Origin of the sequence: Bacillus sp. MUM 116, assembly GCF_001866655.1 — a bacterium.
GTDB lineage: Bacteria > Bacillota > Bacilli > Bacillales > Cytobacillaceae > Neobacillus.
Genome location: NZ_MLYR01000055.1, coordinates 1 through 20,059, shown reverse-complemented (window position 1 = coordinate 20,059; position 20,059 = coordinate 1). Strand labels below are relative to the sequence as shown.

Genomic DNA, 20,059 nt, shown 5'->3' with positions numbered 1-20,059 from the left:
GAGGGCCCGGTATGAAGAATTATCATGTCATTGTTGAATTTTGCATGCAATGAAATTATGCACCAAAAGCTGCGAGTTTCGCAGAAGAATTATTTACACATTTTAATCGAAATATTAAAAAGATGGAATTAATTCCTGCCTCAGGCGGTGTTTTTGAGGTAACGGTTGATGGAGTAAAAATCTACTCCAAAGATGAAACAGGTATTTTTCCTGATACAGATGAAATTATTGAAACAATGGAAAATATGTAAGAAAAGCCCTCTTATCCAAATGGGATAAGAGGGCTTTATAGTTACTAGTAATAGTATTATGTAAACAGCAAAAAAAAAGAAAAACTATTAAGGCAATGTGATAAAACGGTTATTTCCTTTTCCTTTTTCTATTTTAGAGATAAATATCTCTAAAATTCCATTTTCAAAGGAGGCACAAACTTTTTGATTTTTTATTGGAAAGGGGAAGTCAATAGTCCTTTCCTTTCTTACATTTGAGGCTGAAGGGTGTTTTAGTGCTGTAATAATGAGCTTCATATCTTCCACTTTAACAGAGAGATCAGCTGCTTTATAATCATCTAAAACGGCTTCAACAATCCAGTCTTTTTCTGTCTCATAAAGGTCTATCCGGAATTGAGTCATGTCACAATAAGAGGTTAATGGGTCAAGAAAATAGTTTTCCAACCATTTTTCCATTTGATCCAAATCGTAACAATGATCATTTTTCTTTCTATTCAAAATCGATTCCCCCTTGAATGGTTTATCTTATTCAATCTGCCATGAAATGTGAAAACTGCTATAATAGGACATAAGTATCAATTTAAAGGAGTTATAATGGTGAAAAATTGGTTACGCTTCATTCCTGCGGTTCACGAACTGCAAACTCATCCAAAATTTTTAGCCCTTCTTGAAAATCAGGATTTAGATTTTACTCAATTAACGAAGTTGTTAAAAGACGTCCTGGACCAAATAAGGAATGGAATCATAAACGATACTTGGCCGGGTGCAATGCCAGGTTCTAGCATGTTTCTAGATGATGTATTTTATTGTCTGAAAGGAAAAGTGGAAACACAATTTACCTACACATTAAAAAAAGTGATCAATGCAACCGGAACAATTTTACATACAAATCTTGGCCGTGCAAGGCTAAGTGAACACGCCATAAAACACGTGGTCGAAACAGCACTCAGTTATTCAAATCTCGAATACAAGATTACGGAGGGAATACGTGGTTCACGTCACAGTCATGTAGAATCATTGTTAAAAGAAATCACTGGTGCAGAAGCTGTAATGGTGGTAAATAATAATGCTGCTGCCGTTTATCTTGTATTATCCGCGCTTGCAAAAAACAGGGAGGTCATCGTCTCACGCGGAGAGCTTGTTGAAATTGGCGGTTCTTTTCGTATTTCTTCCATCATGGAGGAAAGCGGTGCCAAGCTGATAGAGGTGGGCACCACCAATAAAACACATCTTGAGGACTATGAGAAGGCAATTTCTCCCGACACTTCCATTGTCATGAAAGTTCACACCAGCAATTTCAAGATCATTGGGTTTACCAAATCGATAGGGACAGAGGAACTGGTTAAGTTAACCAGAAATCATGAACAGATTATTTTATATGAAGACCTGGGCAGCGGAGCTCTCTTTGATTTTAGAAAACACGGGATAGGGGAAGAACCAGTCGTAAAAGAAATCATTGAGATGGGTGCAGATCTTGTTACCTTTAGTGGAGATAAACTGCTTGGCGGGCCACAAGCGGGAATTATTGCAGGCAAAAAAGAACTCATCCATCAATTAAAAAAAAACCAGCTGGCTAGAGTGGTTCGGGTGGATAAAATGACCTTGGCAGCTCTAGAAGGCACTTTAATGGATTACATCCGTGGAGAGAAGGGACTGTTAAATATCCCGACAATCCGTGATATACTTGTTCCTGTCACTCAATTAGACGATCGATCACAGAATTTTGTTTCGCAGCTTATGACAATGACAAGCCAATTTCATATAAAAATTTTTCCGGGAACCAGTCAAGTGGGTGGAGGCACCATGCCAGATGTAGAGCTTCCAACGATGGTTATTGCCCTTAGACATAAAACTTTTCCCGCCGAACAGATTAGCAGGAAATTGCGAACGGAATCAAAGCCTGCGATTATTGGACGAATTCAAAATGACGAATTTTTGATTGATTTACGAACGGTCACACCGGAAGAAGAAACGTATATTTTAGATGCACTAACAGCGATAGACCCCTTTTAAAAAGGGGTCTTTTGTGTCTAGCGCAAGCGTCCTATGCTTAGGGCCTGACCAAGGCGCTTCCGCTTTTCCTCTTTACATATCATGATGTGAATTATGTTTTGCCCGTGTATGATTGCGATTCTTTACTTTATGAGAACCGCTCATTGGTTCCGGCTGACCTGATTGTTTTGGTGCATTTTTACGCATATCTTTACCATCATTTTTGTTCACCATTTATCATCCCTCCTCATTAATTAGAATGCTGTGAAGACTACGTTTTCATGCCTGAATATTTTTTTTGGTTCTGTGCATTTTAACGGTATACATTTAGGAAGGAGTGAAATAAACGATATGACGCAAAAGAATCCTTACCATAAGGACAAACAACAGGCTTTCCAGGCAGCTCAACAGGGATTTGAGAATGCCCAAGGTCTTTTTTATGATATTGTTACTGACAGCGCAAATTACGGTCATCAGTTAAAGCATTTAAAGGATGAGGTGAACGAAGCTTATCAGCAAATCGAAAATGCAATGGAGGTAGCCTCCGAACACCAAAGAATACAACTTGAACGATTCCAGCAAGATCTTCAGTCAATCGTTTCAGAGGTAAACCAAACGGAATAGGCAAAATGAAAGCAGGAGGATATCCTCCTGCTTTCATTGATTCTTCTTTCGCTTTTTATTGTTCATTCTTTCATTAACTGTTAACGGCTCTTTTCCTATTTCTTCATTGAAACCTGCCCCTTGTCCTTGGGAACTGGCAGCATTCGCACCAGGGATGACATGATTCGCCTTGCGTTTACCCATTCCAACCACCTCCTTAACTGTTAATATTTCCTGTAAGCCTAAATTAATGACATCAAAAAGTTTTTTAGACATAATAATAAAGAATACAAACTATTCCCTATGAAAAAGAAACCTCTTAGCCCTAATAACGTTTTCGAAATATTTCGAACTCTTTTTATGAAAAAACATAAGAAAAACTTATCGAGTGCAATAACTTTCTTGTTATTTACTTATGTTAAAGGATGTATTAAGATAGGAATTGTGAGAAAAGTTGGGGTATAAGGGAATATTCACACTTTTCGTTGATTTTTGTATTTAATTGAAATGAGGGGGTTTTTACTCATGGTTAAAAATGATGTTTTTAACGCAAAATCTTCATTTGAAGCAAACGGTAAACGTTATCACTATTATCGGTTAAATGCTTTAGAAGAAGCTGGTATTGGAAAGGTTTCTAAATTACCTTATTCTGTAAAGGTACTTCTTGAATCAGTACTTCGCCAATATGATGGCCGTGTGATTACTAAAGAGCATGTTGAAAACTTAGCAAAATGGGGAACAGATGAGCTTAAAGAAGTGGATGTTCCATTTAAACCAGCACGTGTTATTCTTCAAGACTTCACAGGCGTTCCTGCTGTCGTTGACCTTGCTTCCTTAAGAAAAGCAATGGCTGATCTTGGCGGTAACCCAGACAAAATTAATCCTGAGAAAACAGTTGACCTTGTTATCGACCACTCTGTACAAGTTGATGCTTATGGTGCTGCTGATTCATTAAAAATTAACATGGATTTTGAATTCGAACGTAATGCTGAGCGTTACCAATTCTTAAGCTGGGCACAAAAATCATTTAACAACTATCGTGCCGTACCACCAGCAACTGGTATCGTTCACCAAGTAAACCTTGAATACTTAGCAGATGTTGTACATGTTGCAGAAGTAGACGGGGAACTTGAAACATACCCAGATACATTAGTCGGTACTGACTCCCATACAACCATGATCAATGGTCTTGGCGTATTAGGCTGGGGCGTTGGCGGTATCGAGGCAGAAGCAGGAATGCTTGGACAGCCTTCTTATTTCCCAGTTCCAGAAGTAGTTGGGGTTAAATTAGTTGGCGAGCTTCCAAACGGTGCAACTGCGACTGACCTTGCGCTTAAAGTAACACAAGTCCTTCGTAAACATGGTGTGGTTGGTAAATTTGTAGAATATTTCGGACCTGGAGTATCTTCTTTACCACTTGCTGACCGTGCAACAATTGCAAACATGGCTCCTGAATATGGTGCAACATGTGGTTTCTTCCCGATTGACGGCGAATCAATTGAATATTTACGCCTAACTGGCCGTGATGCAGAACAAATTAATGTAGTAGAACAATATTGCAAAGCAAACGGTTTGTTCTTTGACCCATCTGTTGAACCTGTTTATACAGATGTTATCGAAATCGATCTTACTGCAATTGAGGCGAATCTTTCTGGTCCTAAACGTCCACAAGATTTAATTCCTCTTTCAAAAATGAAGGAAGAGTTCGTAAAAGCTGTTTCCGCTCCACAAGGAAACCAAGGCTTTGGTTTACAAGCTGACGAACTTGAAAAATCTGCAACCATTAATTTTAACAATGGGGACGAAGCAGAAATTAAAACAGGTGCAGTTGCGATTGCTTCCATCACAAGCTGTACAAACACTTCTAACCCATACGTTCTAGTTGGTGCAGGACTTGTTGCAAAGAAAGCAGTTGAACTTGGAATGGAAGTTCCTAAGTTCGTGAAAACTTCTTTGGCACCAGGATCTAAAGTTGTAACTGGTTATCTACGTGATTCCGGCTTACTTCCTTACTTAGAGCAAATCGGCTTCAACCTTGTTGGTTACGGCTGTACTACATGTATCGGTAACTCCGGTCCATTAAAAGAAGAAATCGAAAAAACAATTGCTGAAAATGATCTTTTAGTTACATCTGTTCTTTCCGGTAACCGTAACTTTGAAGGACGTATTCATCCGCTTGTAAAAGCAAACTATCTTGCTTCACCGCCGCTTGTTGTTACTTACGCACTAGCTGGTACAGTGAACATTGATTTCGCTAAAGATTCAATCGGTAAAGATAAAGATGGAAACGATGTATTCTTCAAGGATATCTGGCCATCTACTGCTGAAGTAAATGATGTAGTTAAACGTACTGTTACACCAGAATTATTCCGCAAAGAATATGAAAACGTATTTGGTGACAACGAGCGTTGGAACGCAATCAAAACTAGCAATGAGCCATTATATACTTGGGATGAAAATTCCACTTACATTGCTAATCCGCCATTCTTTGAAGGCTTATCACCTGAACCAGGAAAGGTTGAACCATTAGCTGGTCTTCGTGTGGTTGGTAAGTTCGGAGACTCTGTAACAACTGACCATATTTCACCTGCAGGAGCAATTGGCAAAAATACTCCAGCCGGTAAATATCTATTAGAAAAAGGCGTTCAGCCACGTGACTTCAACTCTTACGGTTCTCGTCGTGGTAACCACGAAGTCATGATGCGCGGAACATTTGCAAACATCCGTATCCGTAACCAAATCGCACCAGGTACAGAAGGCGGCTTCACAACTTACTGGCCAAGTGGCGAAGTTACATCTATCTATGATGCTTGCATGAAGTACAAAGAAGATGGAACTGGATTGATGGTTCTGGCCGGTAAAGATTACGGAATGGGCTCTTCACGTGACTGGGCTGCAAAAGGTACTAATCTTTTAGGCATCAAAACCGTTCTTGCTGAAAGCTTCGAGCGTATTCACCGTTCTAACCTTGTGTTAATGGGTGTTCTCCCACTTCAATTTAAAGAAGGCGAAAACGCTGAAACATTTGGTTTAACTGGTAAAGAAACTTTCGAAGTTCAAGTAGACGAAAACGTAAAACCACGCGATCTTCTAAAAGTTACTGCCACTGACGAAGATGGTAACAAGAAAGAATTCGAAGTAGTTGTACGTTTCGACTCTGAAGTTGAAATCGACTACTACCGTCACGGCGGTATCCTACAAATGGTATTACGTGAAAAATTACAAGAAGCGTAATTACGAATTACGAAACCACCATGCTGATTTCAATGCATGGTGGTTTTTTATTAGAAAATGGTTGACAAATTTAAAGCGGATACCATAACATAAAAAGGACTAAACGAAAAGGAATGATAAAAAGGCATGAAGTTTTAATCTTATGATTCAGCTCATATTTCGAATAACCGAAAAATGATGAACCTGAAGAATAGGATGAGTCTGTCCTTTTTACATCCAAATTTGTTATTTACTCAATAAAGCCTTTTTAGGTTTATTTTTTCTTGGTTTTTATTGGGCTATTTTCAAATAATTGGGTCTAAAACTCTCTTCAGGTTTATGGAAGGGAGTTTTTTTATGTTTAATAAATCCAAGATTGTTTTAAAAGCTTCAGGGATAGAAAAAAGCTTTGAATTAAGAAAAATATTAGACAATGTTCATTTTGAAATAAAAATGGGAGAAAGAATTGGCTTAGTTGGCTATAACGGGACAGGTAAGACCACTTTGGCAAATATTATTATGGGCCGGCTAAAGCCCGACAATGGAAAAATAGATATGGAGAAGGAGTTTAAGATCGGTTATTTAACACAATCAATTGATTATGAATTTACCAATTTTGTTGAAGGTTTATTGGATAAAAAGGATTTATACGAACACACAAGCCAGCTTGGCCTCGAAAAGGTATATGATTGGGAGGAACAGAGACTGCAGCATTTGAGCGGCGGTGAGAAGTTAAAGCTTGCTCTATCACTTGTATGGTCAAGCAAACCCGATTTTTTAATTCTCGATGAGCCAACCAATCATTTAGATTTTAAAGGGATTAAATGGTTACTCGCTGAATTGAAAAAATTTAAGGGACCAGTCTTGATTATCTCGCATGACCGGTACTTTTTAGATCAAACTGTCAATTGCATTTTCGAATTAGAAAATAAGAAAATCCATTTTTATTACGGAAATTATAGTGAGTACCGAAAAGAAAAACAAAAAAGAAAAGAGGATCTATATCATCAATATACGGTACAGCAACGGAAAAATGAAAAAATCGAATTGCAAATGGAGCAATTAACGAAATGGTCGGACCGTGCACACCGGGATTCCACCAAACAGGAAGGTTTTAAAGAGTATCACCGGGTTAAGGCAAAAAAACGGGATAAGCAAATAAAATCAAAAATGAAACGGCTGCAAAATGAACTGAGTGAGAATAAAATCGAAAAACCTTTGGAGGAAGCAGAAATCAGATTTCAGTTTGAATCCGACGGAATAAGAGGAAAGCGGATTATTGAAGCTCAGAAATTAGAAAAAAGCTTTGGAAATCGTAAGCTTTTTTCCGACACGCAGTTTTATATAAACCATGGTGAACGGGTGGGTTTGCTAGGGGATAATGGCTGCGGCAAAACAACCTTAATTCAAATGATCGTAGGAAAAGAACAGGGTTCACAAGGAATATTATGGAAAAGTGATTCCATAAAGATCGCCTACTTAAGCCAGGACGTTCATGACCTTCCAGAAGAAAAAACAGCCCTTGATGCATTAGGTTTTACAGCACGCCAAGACCTGTTCCGAGCAAGGACTTTGTTAGCCAATCTTGGATTAAATGAGGATCTGATTATCAAACCCATTGGCACACTGAGTTTAGGAGAAAGAACAAGAGTCAAACTCGTTGACATGTTAATGAAGGAATATGATGTTTTGATTCTCGACGAACCAACCAATCATCTTGATTTGCCTAGCAGGGAACAATTTGAAAAGACCTTAAGCGAGTTTACTGGGACGATTATCACGGTATCGCATGATTATTATTTCCTCAATAAGATTTGTGAAAAGCTACTTGTGTTTGAAAATCAGAAAATTAAGCGCGTCGAATTGAAAGCGGAGGAATATTTTAATCAGGGTAAAGACAATAAAAATAACAGTAAACAAGAAGCCTTAATGGTCATTGAAAACCGATTGGCAACCGTTCTGGGAGAGTTATCGCTGCTTGATCAAAATCATCCAGATTATATGGAATTGGATAGAGAATTCAAAGAGCTTTTAGCGCAAAAAAAGATAATAATCAATAATTTATAGACAATTTTCCAATTTTCTTCGTTACAGATGTAGGTTTGTCTAAAAATCCTTTTTTATAGAAACATTTTTCACCTCAAGACAAATTTTTCCGATAATAACCATCTATCTATGAAAATTTTCCGTTAATTTTAACGATAATGAAAAGTCTTGCATCTATCGAAGATATTGATAAAATTACAATGGTAGAAGTTTTTTGTTAGATTAAAGAGGAGATGGGTTATTTGACAGAGTCATTTTTACAATCAGTTTTCTTCGAAAATGGTGTATTGAAAATACTAGACCAAACGAAAATTCCCAATGTTTCAGAATTTCTTGAAATCACAAATATTGAAGATGCCTGGGACGCCATTAAACAATTAAAGGTTCGCGGAGCACCTGCCATTGGTATTGCTGCGGCCTACGGATTACTACTAGGTATAAAGAATGCCTCTGAGAATTCATTTGAAGAATTTTATGCTGAATTTAAAATGCATTCCCATTACCTTGCAACCTCAAGACCAACAGCCGTAAATTTATTTTGGGCGTTAAAGAGAATGGATGAGCGTGTCCAAAAGGAAAAAGCCCTTCCTATCGCACAAATCAAGCAAGCACTTGTACAAGAAGCACACTTAATAAGAAACGAAGACGAAGAAGTTTGCCGGACGATTGGCGAGCATGCGCTAACCCTTTTAAAGGATGGCATGGGAATTCTTACTCATTGTAATGCCGGTGGTATTGCTACTGCACGTTATGGAACAGCACTCGCGCCACTCTACTTGGCAAAGGAACAAGGCTGGGATATAAAAGTATTTGCAGATGAAACTAGACCACTCCTTCAAGGAGCACGTTTAACGGCGTGGGAACTTATGCAAGCTGGAATCGATGTAACATTAATTACAGATAATATGGCTGCAATGGTAATGCAAAAAGGCTGGGTACAGGCAGTAATCGTCGGATGTGACCGCGTGGCTGCAAATGGTGATGTCGCCAATAAAATTGGTACCTATGGAGTTGCTTTGCTGGCAAAGGCTCATAATATTCCATTCTATGTGGCTGCACCAATTTCAACGATTGATTTGGAAACCAACACAGGTGCTGATATCCCAATTGAAGAACGGGATGCATCAGAAATTACTGAGGGATTTGGAAAAAGAACTGCTCCTGAAGGAGTAAAAGTTTTTAATCCTGCATTTGATGTTACTCCGAATGAATTTGTTACAGCTATTATTACAGAAAAGGGTATAATAACGGGTAACTACGAAGGAGAGCTTCCAAAACTTTTTCAATAAAGTGAAACTAACAATCAGTGAGGGTTTTTTCTTCCCCCACTGATTGTTAGTTGAACCAAACGGGCTTTTTTACGGGCAGTTAGCCCCTCGACCGACCTATCCTTTTTATTTCGTTCAAATTCTTAAAGTTGGGTTTTACTGCCCGTTAATGCGGGATAGAAAGCATGGAAGGAAGGTTGCCTATGATTACGGAAATTAAATTTAAAAAGCAAATATGCGAATTCGGAAAAAGGGTTTATGAAAAAGGATTTGTTGCCGCTAATGATGGCAACATTTCCATTCGAGTAGGCCAGAACGAATTCCTTATTACTCCAACTGGGGTAAGCAAAGGATTTATGACACCGGAAATGATCGTTAAAGTTGATGGCCAAGGGAATGTTCTTGAAGGGGATTATAAACCCACATCTGAAATGAAAATGCATCTGCTTGTATATCGCGAACGTCCGGATATTCGGGCGGTTGTCCATGTTCATCCACCATATGCTACAGCGTTTGCGATTGCTGGAATTCCACTTGACCAAGCGATTATGCCTGAATCTGTCGTATATTTGGGAACCATTCCGATTGCAGAATATGGCACACCATCGACAGAAGAAATTCCACAAGCTGTTAAAAAGCATGTACATACCCATCAAGGGGTGCTGTTGGAAAACCACGGTGCACTCACATGGGGAACAAGTCTAGAATATGCCTATTATTTAATGGAATCACTTGAATTCAATGCGAAAATCAATTGGATTTCCAGGCAAATTAATGGAGACCGAGAGCTTTCCATAAAGCATGTACAGAGGCTGGTAGAGATGAAAAGAGCGATGGGAATAATGGGTGAAACTCCAATCGGTTCGGATGCGCCAAATGGAGCCAATGCCACTAAAAAATCAAGTCCCTTAGAATGCTCCTTATCGGAACATAATCTCAACCAGATTGTTGAAAAAGTAACGAAAAACATATTAGATGCGCTAAATGCACAAGATTAGAGCAAGCCCTCGCGCTTGCTTTTTCTTTTACTTTAAGAATTTATATATTTCTTCGAGAATTGTCCAGCTCCATCGCCTAGAACCTCTAGATCACTTCGGTCCTGCTGATGAGGTCAAAAAACGGTCTCACCGTCAGGCCCTCCAGCGCTTGCACTTTTCTTATTTCAGCAAATCTTCACAGATTTAACATAACCAAGCTTTGTTTCGACTGAGTTTATAGTGTAAAATCGAAATAGCATAACTTTTGATGAAGGAGGTTTCGGGGATGATCAAAAAAGTAATCGCCGCAGTCGTCTTAATCACTTTGCTTACCGTAGCGATTGTTCAAGCGATGGAAAAAAAGACGGAACCCGAAAGCACTACAACACAAACAAGCGTTGAAGAAGGACTGAAAATCGGAGCTAAAGCACCAGATTTTGAACTAAAAACACTTTCAGGAGATAAAATTAAGCTTTCCGATTTAAAAGGGAAGAAGGTAATGCTTAACTTCTGGGCAACTTGGTGTCCCCCTTGTAAAGCGGAAATGCCTGCCATGGAAAAGTTCTTTAAGGAAAAAGACAAAGATCTTGTCATTCTTGCTGTTAATATTGATCCACAATTAGATGTTAAAGGCTTTGTAAATAAAAATAAAATTACTTTTCCGATTCTTCTTGATGTAGACGATCATGTAAATGAAACATACCAAATTTTATCCATTCCAACGACGTATTTTATCAACAGTAAAGGGATTATTGAAAATAAATTTACGGGCGGAATGGAACTGGCACAAATGAAGCAATTTGCCGAGAAATTGAATTAAAAAGACATTGGCCCTCGGGCCAATGTCTTTTTTAGTTAATCTAAATAATAAAATTTTCAAAAAGTTGTAATAATTGCAACCGTTCACGGGCATAATACCTGATACAATAAGAAATAAAGAAGGTGATAGACATGAGAAAACCAAGAAAACGCTCCTTTGCAGAGCTTGTTTCTGAAAATAAAAGCCAATTAATGAAAGATCATGCTGCATTGGAAAAAATCGAACAACGAATTGAAGCAAAACGTCTCGGAAAAGCAGAGTAAACTTACCAATCATGAACTCCTACAATGAGGTTAAACTGTAAAGGAGGAGGGATATGAATGACAAATGCAAATGGAAAAGGCGAACATTTTGTTCCTAACCATATAGGCACACAATCTCGTGGCTTTGGCGGAAACAAAGGAAAAAAAATGCAGGATACATCAGGAAAGCATGCTCAAGTAATTCAAACAAAAGGTGAATAGTCATGGAATTGACCCGTCGCTATAATTTTAGCAGCGGGTCTTTTTTTAAAAAAATTTGTGATATTTTTTTCGCTTCGATACAAACTATATCTGTAACATGTACAATCTTAAGGAGGAGTTAAATCATGACAAATAACAACACTTATAACAACCAACCGAACCCGGATGATCGCAGCGATAACGTTGAAAAATTACAAAAGATGATTGCCGATACAGAACAAAATATTCATGAGGCAGAAGAGTCCCTTCAATTTACTGACAGTGAAACACAACGCCAGCAAATTGAAGCCAAAAATGAACGCCGCCGTGAAAGTATCCAATCATTTAAATCCGAAATTCAGGATGAAAATAATCAATAATTTATGACCTGTCCTTAGTGACAGGTCTTATTTATTTCCAGTATAAATAGTGGTTATGGTAAGATAGAAAAGGAAATTAGCATAGAGAGTGATGAAGGTGATTCAACAAGAAATGTCAAATTGGGAATTCGAATTGCACAAAAATGGGTATATAGCAGACGAAAGTAAGCTAATCAAAACATTACAAAAGGAAAGCAATCCGCAGACGATTTCAAATCTGCTTACGTATGCTGCCTTATCCAGAATTGGCCGAAATAAACCACAAACGCTTTCGGTTCTTATGATGGAGAAAGCTCTGAAATTAGATCCCTATAACAGGAAGGCAAAGGAGTTTTTTATTCAGTTTGAATGGAAAAAGAAAGAGCAACTGCTTGATTCCCTTGCCTTTCCTTCGATAAGAGAAACCGATAATCGAACGGCCAAAAAGAAAATTGCTGAAGAATACATACAAATTTGCGGAAATTTTTTGGAAGAAGCAGAAGAGCACCTAAAAGATCTCGAAAACAATAGAGAGATTGCAGCCACTATAGAGAACACAGAGTTATTTGAAAAGTATCAATCCCTTACCGACACTTTATTCGAGGCCGTTACAATCGTAGGAAATCTCCACAAAGCAGCAATAGAATATGATCAGTCTATAACAGGGGTTTTTCATACTTCTACCTATTACGAGGAATTAAAAGCACATTTATTCGCTTTAGAAGAGCTCAAAAAGCAATGGAAGACTTTTTTCAATCATGAAAACAAAGATGGAGACATGCATGAAAAAAATGCACTCGAACAATTAAATGAAATGATTGGTATGGTAGAGATCAAAAAACGGGTAAATGATTTTTACCGCTTTTTGAAATACCAGAAACAACGTAAAGAACTCGGTTTTCATATAAAAGATGATTTAATTCTAAACATGGTCCTAACCGGGAACCCCGGTACGGGTAAAACCACTATTGCCCGTCTACTGGCAAGAATATACTATGAACTTGGTGTTTTACCAAGTGAGGAAGTCATTGAAGTGGACCGTTCGCAATTAGTCGGTTCTTATGTTGGACAAACAGAAGAAAATGTCCGAGCTGTTGTCGAACGGGCTATTGGCGGTGTTCTTTTCATTGATGAAGCCTACAGTTTAAAGCGGGAAGGCCAAACTGGAAATGATTATGGGCAAACGGCGATAGACACACTCGTTTCGCTAATGGCCGGTCAGGAATATGGCGGTAGATTTGCTGTAATCTTAGCAGGATATCCGGAAGAAATGCGCACGTTTTTAGATGCCAATCCAGGTTTACGAAGCCGCTTTCCACAATCCAACCTTCTCCACCTGCCAAACTATTCAAATGAAGAATTAGTTATGATTGCAGAAAAAATTGCGGATGAAAATGACTATATTCTTACTGATGAAGCTAAAGTCGAGATTCAACATCGATTGGAAAAAGAGCGAGTGGACGATACGTTTGGAAACGCAAGGACCGTTCGCAACATTGTTCTGGATGCCATTTTTAAAAAAGGATCAAAAGACAAGAATCCTGAATTTTTCCATTATTTCATTCTAGGGAAGGAAGATTTCTTAATTGAAAGAACAGAAAATCTGATTTCTCCCTATGAAAAATTAGAACAATTGATTGGCCTGGAGTCATTAAAAGAGGAAATCCAATCAATCATTTCTTTTGTGAAATTGCAACAATATCGAAGAAAGCAGCAACTTCCGACTGTGCCTATCCAGCTTCATGCTGTTTTTACCGGTAATCCAGGAACTGGAAAAACGACCGTTGCACAAATCTATGCCGAGCTCTTAAAGGATTGCGGCATTTTAAAAAGGGGACATTTAATTGTTACAAGCCGAGCTGATTTTGTAGCTGGTTATGTGGGACAAACAGCTGGTAAAACAAAAAAGAAAATCAGGGAAGCATTAGGCGGTGTACTTTTTATTGATGAAGCCTACTCCTTGTTGGGGCATTCCGGCAATGATTTTGGCAAAGAAGTTATTGATACTCTGGTGGATGAGATGACAAAGCAAAACGAAAATCTAGTGGTTGTTCTAGCTGGCTATCCGAACGAAATGGATCATCTCCTCGAAAGCAACCCGGGATTACGATCAAGATTTAAGAAATTTTTTATTTTTCGCGATTATTCATCTGAGGAACTTTTAGCCATCATGGAAGCCTATGCAGAAGGTTATCAATACCAAATCACGGGCGAATCCCGGGAATTATTGAAAACCACTTTGAAATCGAAGAATTTCAAAGGGAATGGACGCTTTGCAACAAACCTGGTGGATGAAATGATTCAAGCGCAAGCATTACGGCTGATGGATGAGTCAAAAGAGGTACATTTAGCAGAACAAATCTACTATATTATCCCTGAAGATGTAAAGAGAGCCATAAATAAGATTGAAAATAAATAAGAAGGAATGATGGTTGTGGATCAATATTTTATTTCAACAAGAGAAATTCAGCTTTACTATGCTGATACCGATATGATGGGGGTTATTTATCACGCAAATTATTTGAAATTTTTTGAACTCGGCCGGACAGCCTTAATCGAAGACATTGGTTATAGTTATGTCGGGATGGAGGAGGCAGGTTACTTTGCCCCTGTCTATGATGTTCAGGCTACTTATAAAAAGCCGCTCCGCTATGGAGATAAAGCCTTTGTGAAAACTTGGGTGGATTATAGTGACGGCGTTAAAACCATATATGGCTATGAGATTGTTAATGGGGAGGACGAAATTTGCGTAACAGGCACCACTACCCATATTATTGTCAAAAAAGATAATTTCCGGCCAACCTCCTTTAAAAAGACTTTTCCGGAATGGTATTTGAAATATGAGGAAATAAAGAAAAAGTAAACTGTAAATGGGGTATGCGGTTATGGCGTTTGGGATTACAAGAGACGAATTAATGGAGTGGAAACAGAAAATTGATCGCGGTGAAATTGCTTTCTTAACCCATTATTGGCTGGATGACCGCTTCCCAGAGTATAAAACCGTCACAAAAGTTGGCTGCAATGATTTAAAAAAATTGGTTGAGTGGGGCAGGAAATATGGTCTAAAAAAGGAATGGATTGACCATCGAAAGGATGGCTACTCTCACTTTGACCTGCTCGGTAAGCGGCAAAAAGAAATCTTACAAGCAGAAGGCCTCCTCGAACATATTTGGGAAAAAAAACAAAAGCACACCTGAAAAATTAACTCTCAGGTGTGCTTTGTTTTTTATAATCGATTACCGGCTCATCAGACCCTGCTGGTAGTTCGATAACCAAATCGTGCTCATCAAAATACCATTCATCTTTTTCTTCAATATAAAAGATAATACCATCTACCTCTTTTTTCACAGCCAAATTAATTGGTTCTTCATTGGATATTCCTAAAGAAAATCCGCTTTGTACGTTGCTGCATCCGCCGTAACGGGCAAAAAAGCGAACATAATCACCATTTTCCAAACTAAGTTCCTCTTTATACCAAGCTGCCGCATCCTTACTAATCAGAATGTTCATATAAAACTCCTTTCTAAATCCATACCTCACATTATATTGCTATTGTTTGCAGAAAGCGAGGGAAATACATTTTCAAAAAAGAAAAGCCCCGAATTAGCGGAGCCATTGAAACATATGATTTTGAATTTCTTTATATTTTCCTTCAGGATTTGCCAAGCCAAAAGGAGCGGCTTTTTCAAAAGGATACACCTTGTAATGTTTCTTTTTTGATACAAAGGTTGGATAAAAGCGTGGATTGGATAAAGTGATGGAAGATCCTTTTTCCGAAGCCTGCTTGGAAATATCAATAGTGGCCAATCCACCGATATCTTTGTAGTCCCCAGATTGGCCGGAAATAAAATTCCCTAATGAATAGACAACAAATGCTTTTCTGCCATCCTTCGTTTTAATCCAATCCATTGGCTGCAAAACATGCGGATGGGAACCAAAAATGATATCTGCACCTTCATCCGCAAGAAATTGGGCTAAATTCTTTTGTTCATCGGTTGGAAACCGTTGATATTCATTTCCCCAATGTATACTCATGACAACGACATCGGCCACTTTTTTCGCCCGATGGATTTCATCCTTCATGATATCCCGATTAATAAGATTCACAAGAAAATCCTTATCATCTGGTATCGGGATCCCATTTGTTCCAAATGTATAGGCAAGAAACGCGATTTTAATCCCATCTTTATCAAGAATTCTTAATTTTTTGCGGTCCTCTTCGTCGATAAAGCTTCCTACATGAGGTAAGCCAATACTGTTCAAATATTTCGCTTCAGAATCAATTCCTTTTTCACCCTTATCCAATGAATGATTATTCGCAGTCGAAACGATATCCACACCAGTATGTACAAGCGCGTCTGCAACTTCATGAGGACTATTGAAGGAAGGGTAACTTGAGAGACCGAGCTCTAAACCGCCCAGTGTACTTTCCTGATTGGCTGTTAAAATATCAGGCTTTTCAAGCAAACTTTTCACATCCGCAAAAAGCGGGTCGAAATTGTAGCGATGACCGTTGTACGCATACTTATAAACTCTGTCATGCATCAGAATATCACCGATGGCGCCAATGGTTATTTTCTTGCTAACACTACGTTCCAACACAGGCTGAGGCCGGAGGGAGTTCGGTTTTGTCACATGGACCGGAGTATCAGCTTTTTGAGTTTGGCGTTGCTGAATAAAGAGAACAGCAGCAATAATCAGACAGAAGAAAATAATAAAAACAGATAAAATGGGTGTTTTCTTTTTCATACTTGCTCCTAACTAATCGGATTTAAGCATATTCGTTTTAAAAATAATCGGAATGCTATACTATATATGTATTATTGTACGGGTTTTTGTCGAATTTTTAAATAAAAAATTGGGAGGTGTGAAGATGTTTAAAATCACTGGCAGTGCCTCGCAAGTTCTACATACCATTATTGATTCCGAAAAAGAGTCACCTTATGAAGAATTATTCGTCCGATTAACGATGGGAATTGGCTGAGGGAGTCCCAAGCTTAATCTGTCTCTGGAAGAGCGGAAAATACAAGGTGACCAACTGTTTACATTTGATGATTTAAAAATCCTTATTCATGAAAAAGATTATGTTTACTTTGAAAATACAAAGCTAGATTATGCCAAAGATGTTCTTGGAAAAGGGCGTTTTCAATTATTAAAAATTTAAAGTGGAGCTTGCTAGCTCCACTTTTTTTATTGTTCCAGATGTTCAAGGAAATCAATTAATTCATCAAAATTTTTTGTCATTTTAATCGGTTTTTCGGTATCATTGCAAAATTCACAGGAGGAAAATTGAATTAAAAACTCATCTGTATCGGTACGATCAGAAACCGTTGTTGAAAAAGTAATCATTTCTTTCACACTTTGCATAAAAATCCCCTCCATATATTGGTACCCTCTATATCTATTTTATCGTAGCAACTACTATTTTAATGGTAAGTATTTTGAATTTTTCATGAAAAAAACAAGAGCAGTTTGCTCTTGTTTAATGATGACGAGAAAGCCATTTCACTTTTGGCTCTGTTTTATTCATAATCCGTTTAATATTGGCCCGATGTCGATAAACCACAAAGGCAGTCATTAAAAAAACAACAATGATTAAAGGGATATCTCTAAGGAAAATCGAATAAATCACCGCACAAACACCAGCAATCATCGATGAAAGAGAAACATATTTTGTAATAAACAAACTAATAAAAAATACGACCAAAACGGTTAAAAATAAAAACGGTGCATAGCATAACAGAACACCGGCTGATGTGGCCACCGCTTTCCCGCCGCGAAATCCAGCAAAAATCGGATAGGTATGACCGAGAATCGCAAAAATACCAAAGATTAATGGACTTAAATCAAGCTGAAAAAGATGCGGCAGGTAGGCAGCTAATGTGCCCTTTAATATATCAGATATTGTAACAGCCAGTCCAGCTTTTACACCCAATGTTCGAAACGTATTCGTTCCACCTAAATTGCCGCTGCCGTGTTCACGAATATCTGTTTTATAAAATACTTTTCCGATGATTAACCCAGACGGGATTGAGCCCAGCAAATAAGCAAGGATCACACACAAAATAATTTGAACCATTTCAATTTAATCTCCTTCTACATATAGATCCAGTGTAATTATTTTATCATGGATTTACGAAAACGCCATCCTACCTTTTGTTAATGCTTAAAAAGAAATGAAAAAATACCTTCTCAATTTTATTTCGATGCCTTACGATAGACATAAGGAGGAAACTAAAAACATGGCACGTATAGAATACTATAAGAATCAAAAAATATCGTCGAAATGGTTGATAGGGGGAATAATCATCGCCCTATTGATGATTGTTTCTTCGATACTCTTTATCCTTTATCCTTTCGCATCGAACGAAAAATCGAGCTATTTTCATGGGAAATATCCGATTCTAATTAACAAACATCAACAGGGAAATGCATTAGTAGAGGGAACCACTATCTATATTCCTCTTTCCTTTTTACAGGAAAATATCGATAAAAGCATTGTCTTCGATGAAAAGTCTCATTCTATCATCATAACAACATCAGATAAGGTCATTCAAATGCCAACGGATTCCTTAACCTATTTCATCAACCAAAAACCAGTGAAACTCCATATTCCACCCATTAAGACTGAGGATGGCAACATTTTCGTTGCTCTTGAACCCATTCTGTCCCTCTATCCCATCCAATATCAAAAACTGGCTGGAAGCGGTGTAATTTGGATTCAAAAGAATGGAGATCAATTCGTAAAAGGACAGCTGACATCCGATGATATTCACATGGAAAAACTAAGACTCCGGACAAAACCTTCATTACTAGCTCCCTATACTGCGCAAATGACGAAGAAGGATACGGTTTGGATAGAAGGGGAGAAGGATGGATATTATCTAGTACGCAATCAAGCGGGAATTAGTGGCTACATCAAAAAAGAATATGTCCATAAACAGGAAACGATCACAATCAATGTTGTTCGAGAGAGTAAACCCATCCATCACAAGAAAGTAAGCGGGCCGGTGCAATTAACATGGGAAGCCGTTTACACAAAAAATCCGGACCCGTCCAAAATTCCCGAAATGGCAGGGGTAAATGTCGTTTCACCGACCTGGTTTTCGCTAGAAGGAAAGGATGGCTCCATCAAAAATCTTGCCTCGCTTGGATATAGTAAATGGGCAAAATCGAAAGGATATCAGGTATGGGGACTGTTTTCAAATGGATTTGATCCACAATTGACCCATGATGCACTTAAAGAATATGAAACCCGGCAAAAAATTATCCGTCAACTGTTGCTTTTCGGTAAAATGTACCGTCTCCAAGGAATAAATTTTGATATTGAAAATGTCAACAGTAAAGATGGAACATTGGTCACGCAATTCATGCGTGAAGCATCACCCTATTTGCACAAAGCTGGTCTTACTATTTCCATAGATATTACCTTTTCGGCGGGTGATAATAACAATTGGTCTTCTTTTTATGAACGCAAGGAACTTTCCGAATTAGCGGATTATTTAATTGTCATGGCCTATGATGAACATTGGGGGCCAGCTTCCGGTGCAGGCAGTGTTGCCAGCCTGCCTTGGGTCGAGAAGAATTTACAGACACTGCTTACCGAAGTTCCCAATGAACGGTTAATCCTCGGAATTCCTTTATACGCAAGACTATGGAAGATTGACACGAAAAATGATGGAACAGAGAATATTACTGCAAAGAACCTCACAATGGACCATGTGAAGGTGTGGCTGAAAGATAAGAAACTGAAGCCAAAATATGATGAAGTAAGCGGCCAAAATTATGCAGAATATTATAATGCGAAAGACAAAACGAGGTATAAAATTTGGATTGAAGATGAACTTTCTTTGAAAAAACGTGCAGAACTTGCTGCCAAATATGAACTTGCCGGTGTTGCGAGCTGGTCAAGATTCTTTGCTGATCAAAATGCATGGGTAGCTTTAGATCTAAAATTGAATAAATCCATTACCAGAAAATAACCGGCGCATTGTTGGTTATTTTTTTTATCAAAGGCTATTTTCGCATAGATTGTTGTTTTTCGTATAAGTTCAACAACCCGTATAACAAAATGCTTCGTGGCATCTTTTCGTAAGAACATTTGCGAA

22 protein-coding genes are annotated in these 20,059 nt (G+C 38.2%); 15 read left to right on the top strand and 7 right to left on the bottom strand.

The window, feature by feature from the left end; all coding sequences use genetic code 11:
* Positions 1-11: 11 nt before the first annotated feature.
* Positions 12-251, top strand: a complete 240-nt coding sequence (locus BIV60_RS28465) for an Rdx family protein (RefSeq protein ID WP_483295115.1) — start codon at positions 12-14, stop codon at positions 249-251.
* A gap of 87 nt (positions 252-338) precedes the next feature.
* On the opposite strand, the gene BIV60_RS14275 is transcribed toward BIV60_RS28465, so the two are convergent.
* Positions 339-728, bottom strand: coding sequence for an Hsp20/alpha crystallin family protein (locus tag BIV60_RS14275; protein ID WP_071356410.1), 390 nt, complete (start codon positions 726-728; stop codon positions 339-341).
* Positions 729-827: 99 nt separating this feature from the next.
* On the opposite strand from BIV60_RS14275, the gene selA reads away from it, so the two are divergent.
* The gene (gene selA, locus BIV60_RS14270) at positions 828-2,243 is read left to right on the top strand and encodes an L-seryl-tRNA(Sec) selenium transferase (RefSeq protein ID WP_071356409.1); all 1,416 of its coding nucleotides are present in this window, start codon (positions 828-830) and stop codon (positions 2,241-2,243) included.
* A gap of 72 nt (positions 2,244-2,315) precedes the next feature.
* Here selA and BIV60_RS14265 read toward each other — a convergent pair whose 3' ends face one another.
* Complete coding sequence (locus BIV60_RS14265; RefSeq protein WP_026576420.1) at positions 2,316-2,456, bottom strand: small acid-soluble spore protein P; 141 nt, start codon at positions 2,454-2,456, stop codon at positions 2,316-2,318.
* Between the two features lie 117 nt (positions 2,457-2,573).
* On the opposite strand from BIV60_RS14265, the gene BIV60_RS14260 reads away from it, so the two are divergent.
* Entirely contained in the window at positions 2,574-2,846 is a 273-nt protein-coding gene (locus BIV60_RS14260; RefSeq protein ID WP_071356408.1) for a hypothetical protein, read from the top strand.
* Positions 2,847-2,879: 33 nt separating this feature from the next.
* On the opposite strand, the gene sspO is transcribed toward BIV60_RS14260, so the two are convergent.
* Positions 2,880-3,029, bottom strand: coding sequence for a small acid-soluble spore protein O (gene sspO / locus BIV60_RS14255; protein WP_071356407.1), 150 nt, complete (start codon positions 3,027-3,029; stop codon positions 2,880-2,882).
* Between the two features lie 321 nt (positions 3,030-3,350).
* On the opposite strand from sspO, the gene acnA reads away from it, so the two are divergent.
* The 11 genes from acnA to BIV60_RS14200 all read left to right on the top strand — a co-directional run bounded on the left by acnA (position 3,351) and on the right by BIV60_RS14200 (position 15,148).
* The gene (gene acnA, locus BIV60_RS14250) at positions 3,351-6,059 is read left to right on the top strand and encodes an aconitate hydratase AcnA (protein ID WP_071356406.1); all 2,709 of its coding nucleotides are present in this window, start codon (positions 3,351-3,353) and stop codon (positions 6,057-6,059) included.
* A gap of 336 nt (positions 6,060-6,395) precedes the next feature.
* Entirely contained in the window at positions 6,396-8,105 is a 1,710-nt protein-coding gene (abc-f, locus tag BIV60_RS14245) for a ribosomal protection-like ABC-F family protein (protein ID WP_071356405.1), read from the top strand.
* Positions 8,106-8,317: 212 nt separating this feature from the next.
* Positions 8,318-9,373, top strand: a complete 1,056-nt coding sequence (gene mtnA, locus BIV60_RS14240) for an S-methyl-5-thioribose-1-phosphate isomerase (protein WP_071356404.1) — start codon at positions 8,318-8,320, stop codon at positions 9,371-9,373.
* 182 nt (positions 9,374-9,555) lie between these two features.
* Positions 9,556-10,350, top strand: coding sequence for a class II aldolase/adducin family protein (locus BIV60_RS14235; protein ID WP_071356403.1), 795 nt, complete (start codon positions 9,556-9,558; stop codon positions 10,348-10,350).
* 265 nt (positions 10,351-10,615) lie between these two features.
* Positions 10,616-11,149, top strand: a complete 534-nt coding sequence (locus BIV60_RS14230) for a redoxin domain-containing protein (protein WP_071356402.1) — start codon at positions 10,616-10,618, stop codon at positions 11,147-11,149.
* 131 nt (positions 11,150-11,280) lie between these two features.
* Positions 11,281-11,412 (top strand): FbpB family small basic protein, encoded by a 132-nt coding sequence (locus BIV60_RS14225; RefSeq protein WP_071356401.1) that lies wholly within the window; start codon positions 11,281-11,283, stop codon positions 11,410-11,412.
* 57 nt (positions 11,413-11,469) lie between these two features.
* Positions 11,470-11,613: an acid-soluble spore protein N gene (locus tag BIV60_RS14220; RefSeq protein WP_026576411.1), complete on the top strand. Its 144-nt coding sequence runs from the start codon at positions 11,470-11,472 to the stop codon at positions 11,611-11,613.
* Positions 11,614-11,738: 125 nt separating this feature from the next.
* Positions 11,739-11,972 carry a small acid-soluble spore protein Tlp gene (gene tlp, locus BIV60_RS14215; RefSeq protein ID WP_071356400.1) on the top strand — a complete coding sequence of 78 codons (234 nt, stop codon included), beginning with the start codon at positions 11,739-11,741 and terminating at the stop codon, positions 11,970-11,972.
* Positions 11,973-12,063: 91 nt separating this feature from the next.
* A complete protein-coding gene (locus BIV60_RS14210) occupies positions 12,064-14,370 on the top strand; it encodes an AAA family ATPase (protein ID WP_071356399.1) in 2,307 nt (768 codons plus the stop codon).
* A gap of 9 nt (positions 14,371-14,379) precedes the next feature.
* Entirely contained in the window at positions 14,380-14,814 is a 435-nt protein-coding gene (locus tag BIV60_RS14205; RefSeq protein WP_218145941.1) for an acyl-CoA thioesterase, read from the top strand.
* A gap of 22 nt (positions 14,815-14,836) precedes the next feature.
* Positions 14,837-15,148: a hypothetical protein gene (locus BIV60_RS14200; protein WP_071356397.1), complete on the top strand. Its 312-nt coding sequence runs from the start codon at positions 14,837-14,839 to the stop codon at positions 15,146-15,148.
* Positions 15,149-15,152: 4 nt separating this feature from the next.
* Here BIV60_RS14200 and BIV60_RS14195 read toward each other — a convergent pair whose 3' ends face one another.
* From BIV60_RS14195 to plsY, 4 genes are all read right to left on the bottom strand, one after another.
* The gene (locus BIV60_RS14195; RefSeq protein WP_071356396.1) at positions 15,153-15,461 is read right to left on the bottom strand and encodes a HesB/YadR/YfhF family protein; all 309 of its coding nucleotides are present in this window, start codon (positions 15,459-15,461) and stop codon (positions 15,153-15,155) included.
* A gap of 93 nt (positions 15,462-15,554) precedes the next feature.
* Positions 15,555-16,700, bottom strand: a complete 1,146-nt coding sequence (locus BIV60_RS14190) for a CapA family protein (RefSeq protein WP_071356395.1) — start codon at positions 16,698-16,700, stop codon at positions 15,555-15,557.
* Between the two features lie 441 nt (positions 16,701-17,141).
* A complete protein-coding gene (locus BIV60_RS29725; protein ID WP_177177308.1) occupies positions 17,142-17,318 on the bottom strand; it encodes a hypothetical protein in 177 nt (58 codons plus the stop codon).
* 115 nt (positions 17,319-17,433) lie between these two features.
* A complete protein-coding gene (plsY, locus tag BIV60_RS14185) occupies positions 17,434-18,030 on the bottom strand; it encodes a glycerol-3-phosphate 1-O-acyltransferase PlsY (protein WP_071356394.1) in 597 nt (198 codons plus the stop codon).
* A gap of 163 nt (positions 18,031-18,193) precedes the next feature.
* Between plsY and BIV60_RS14180 the strand changes: the two genes are divergently transcribed.
* Complete coding sequence (locus tag BIV60_RS14180) at positions 18,194-19,933, top strand: glycosyl hydrolase family 18 protein (protein WP_071356393.1); 1,740 nt, start codon at positions 18,194-18,196, stop codon at positions 19,931-19,933.
* The last annotated feature ends 126 nt before the right edge of the window (positions 19,934-20,059 follow it).

What these genes read in the sequence shown, in the direction of transcription:
- BIV60_RS14265 (WP_026576420.1), bottom strand. Translation starts at nt 2,456, where the DNA reads ATGGTGAACAAAAATGATGGTAAAGATATGCGTAAAAATGCACCAAAA.
- BIV60_RS14260 (WP_071356408.1), top strand. Translation starts at nt 2,574, where the DNA reads ATGACGCAAAAGAATCCTTACCATAAGGACAAACAACAGGCTTTCCAG.
- sspO (WP_071356407.1), bottom strand. Translation starts at nt 3,029, where the DNA reads ATGGGTAAACGCAAGGCGAATCATGTCATCCCTGGTGCGAATGCTGCC.
- acnA (WP_071356406.1), top strand. Translation starts at nt 3,351, where the DNA reads ATGGTTAAAAATGATGTTTTTAACGCAAAATCTTCATTTGAAGCAAAC.
- abc-f (WP_071356405.1), top strand. Translation starts at nt 6,396, where the DNA reads ATGTTTAATAAATCCAAGATTGTTTTAAAAGCTTCAGGGATAGAAAAA.
- mtnA (WP_071356404.1), top strand. Translation starts at nt 8,318, where the DNA reads ATGGGTTATTTGACAGAGTCATTTTTACAATCAGTTTTCTTCGAAAAT.
- BIV60_RS14235 (WP_071356403.1), top strand. Translation starts at nt 9,556, where the DNA reads ATGATTACGGAAATTAAATTTAAAAAGCAAATATGCGAATTCGGAAAA.
- BIV60_RS14230 (WP_071356402.1), top strand. Translation starts at nt 10,616, where the DNA reads ATGATCAAAAAAGTAATCGCCGCAGTCGTCTTAATCACTTTGCTTACC.
- BIV60_RS14225 (WP_071356401.1), top strand. Translation starts at nt 11,281, where the DNA reads ATGAGAAAACCAAGAAAACGCTCCTTTGCAGAGCTTGTTTCTGAAAAT.
- BIV60_RS14220 (WP_026576411.1), top strand. Translation starts at nt 11,470, where the DNA reads ATGACAAATGCAAATGGAAAAGGCGAACATTTTGTTCCTAACCATATA.
- tlp (WP_071356400.1), top strand. Translation starts at nt 11,739, where the DNA reads ATGACAAATAACAACACTTATAACAACCAACCGAACCCGGATGATCGC.
- BIV60_RS14210 (WP_071356399.1), top strand. Translation starts at nt 12,064, where the DNA reads ATGAAGGTGATTCAACAAGAAATGTCAAATTGGGAATTCGAATTGCAC.
- BIV60_RS14205 (WP_218145941.1), top strand. Translation starts at nt 14,380, where the DNA reads ATGGTTGTGGATCAATATTTTATTTCAACAAGAGAAATTCAGCTTTAC.
- BIV60_RS14200 (WP_071356397.1), top strand. Translation starts at nt 14,837, where the DNA reads ATGGCGTTTGGGATTACAAGAGACGAATTAATGGAGTGGAAACAGAAA.
- BIV60_RS14195 (WP_071356396.1), bottom strand. Translation starts at nt 15,461, where the DNA reads ATGAACATTCTGATTAGTAAGGATGCGGCAGCTTGGTATAAAGAGGAA.
- BIV60_RS14190 (WP_071356395.1), bottom strand. Translation starts at nt 16,700, where the DNA reads ATGAAAAAGAAAACACCCATTTTATCTGTTTTTATTATTTTCTTCTGT.
- BIV60_RS29725 (WP_177177308.1), bottom strand. Translation starts at nt 17,318, where the DNA reads ATGCAAAGTGTGAAAGAAATGATTACTTTTTCAACAACGGTTTCTGAT.
- plsY (WP_071356394.1), bottom strand. Translation starts at nt 18,030, where the DNA reads ATGGTTCAAATTATTTTGTGTGTGATCCTTGCTTATTTGCTGGGCTCA.
- BIV60_RS14180 (WP_071356393.1), top strand. Translation starts at nt 18,194, where the DNA reads ATGGCACGTATAGAATACTATAAGAATCAAAAAATATCGTCGAAATGG.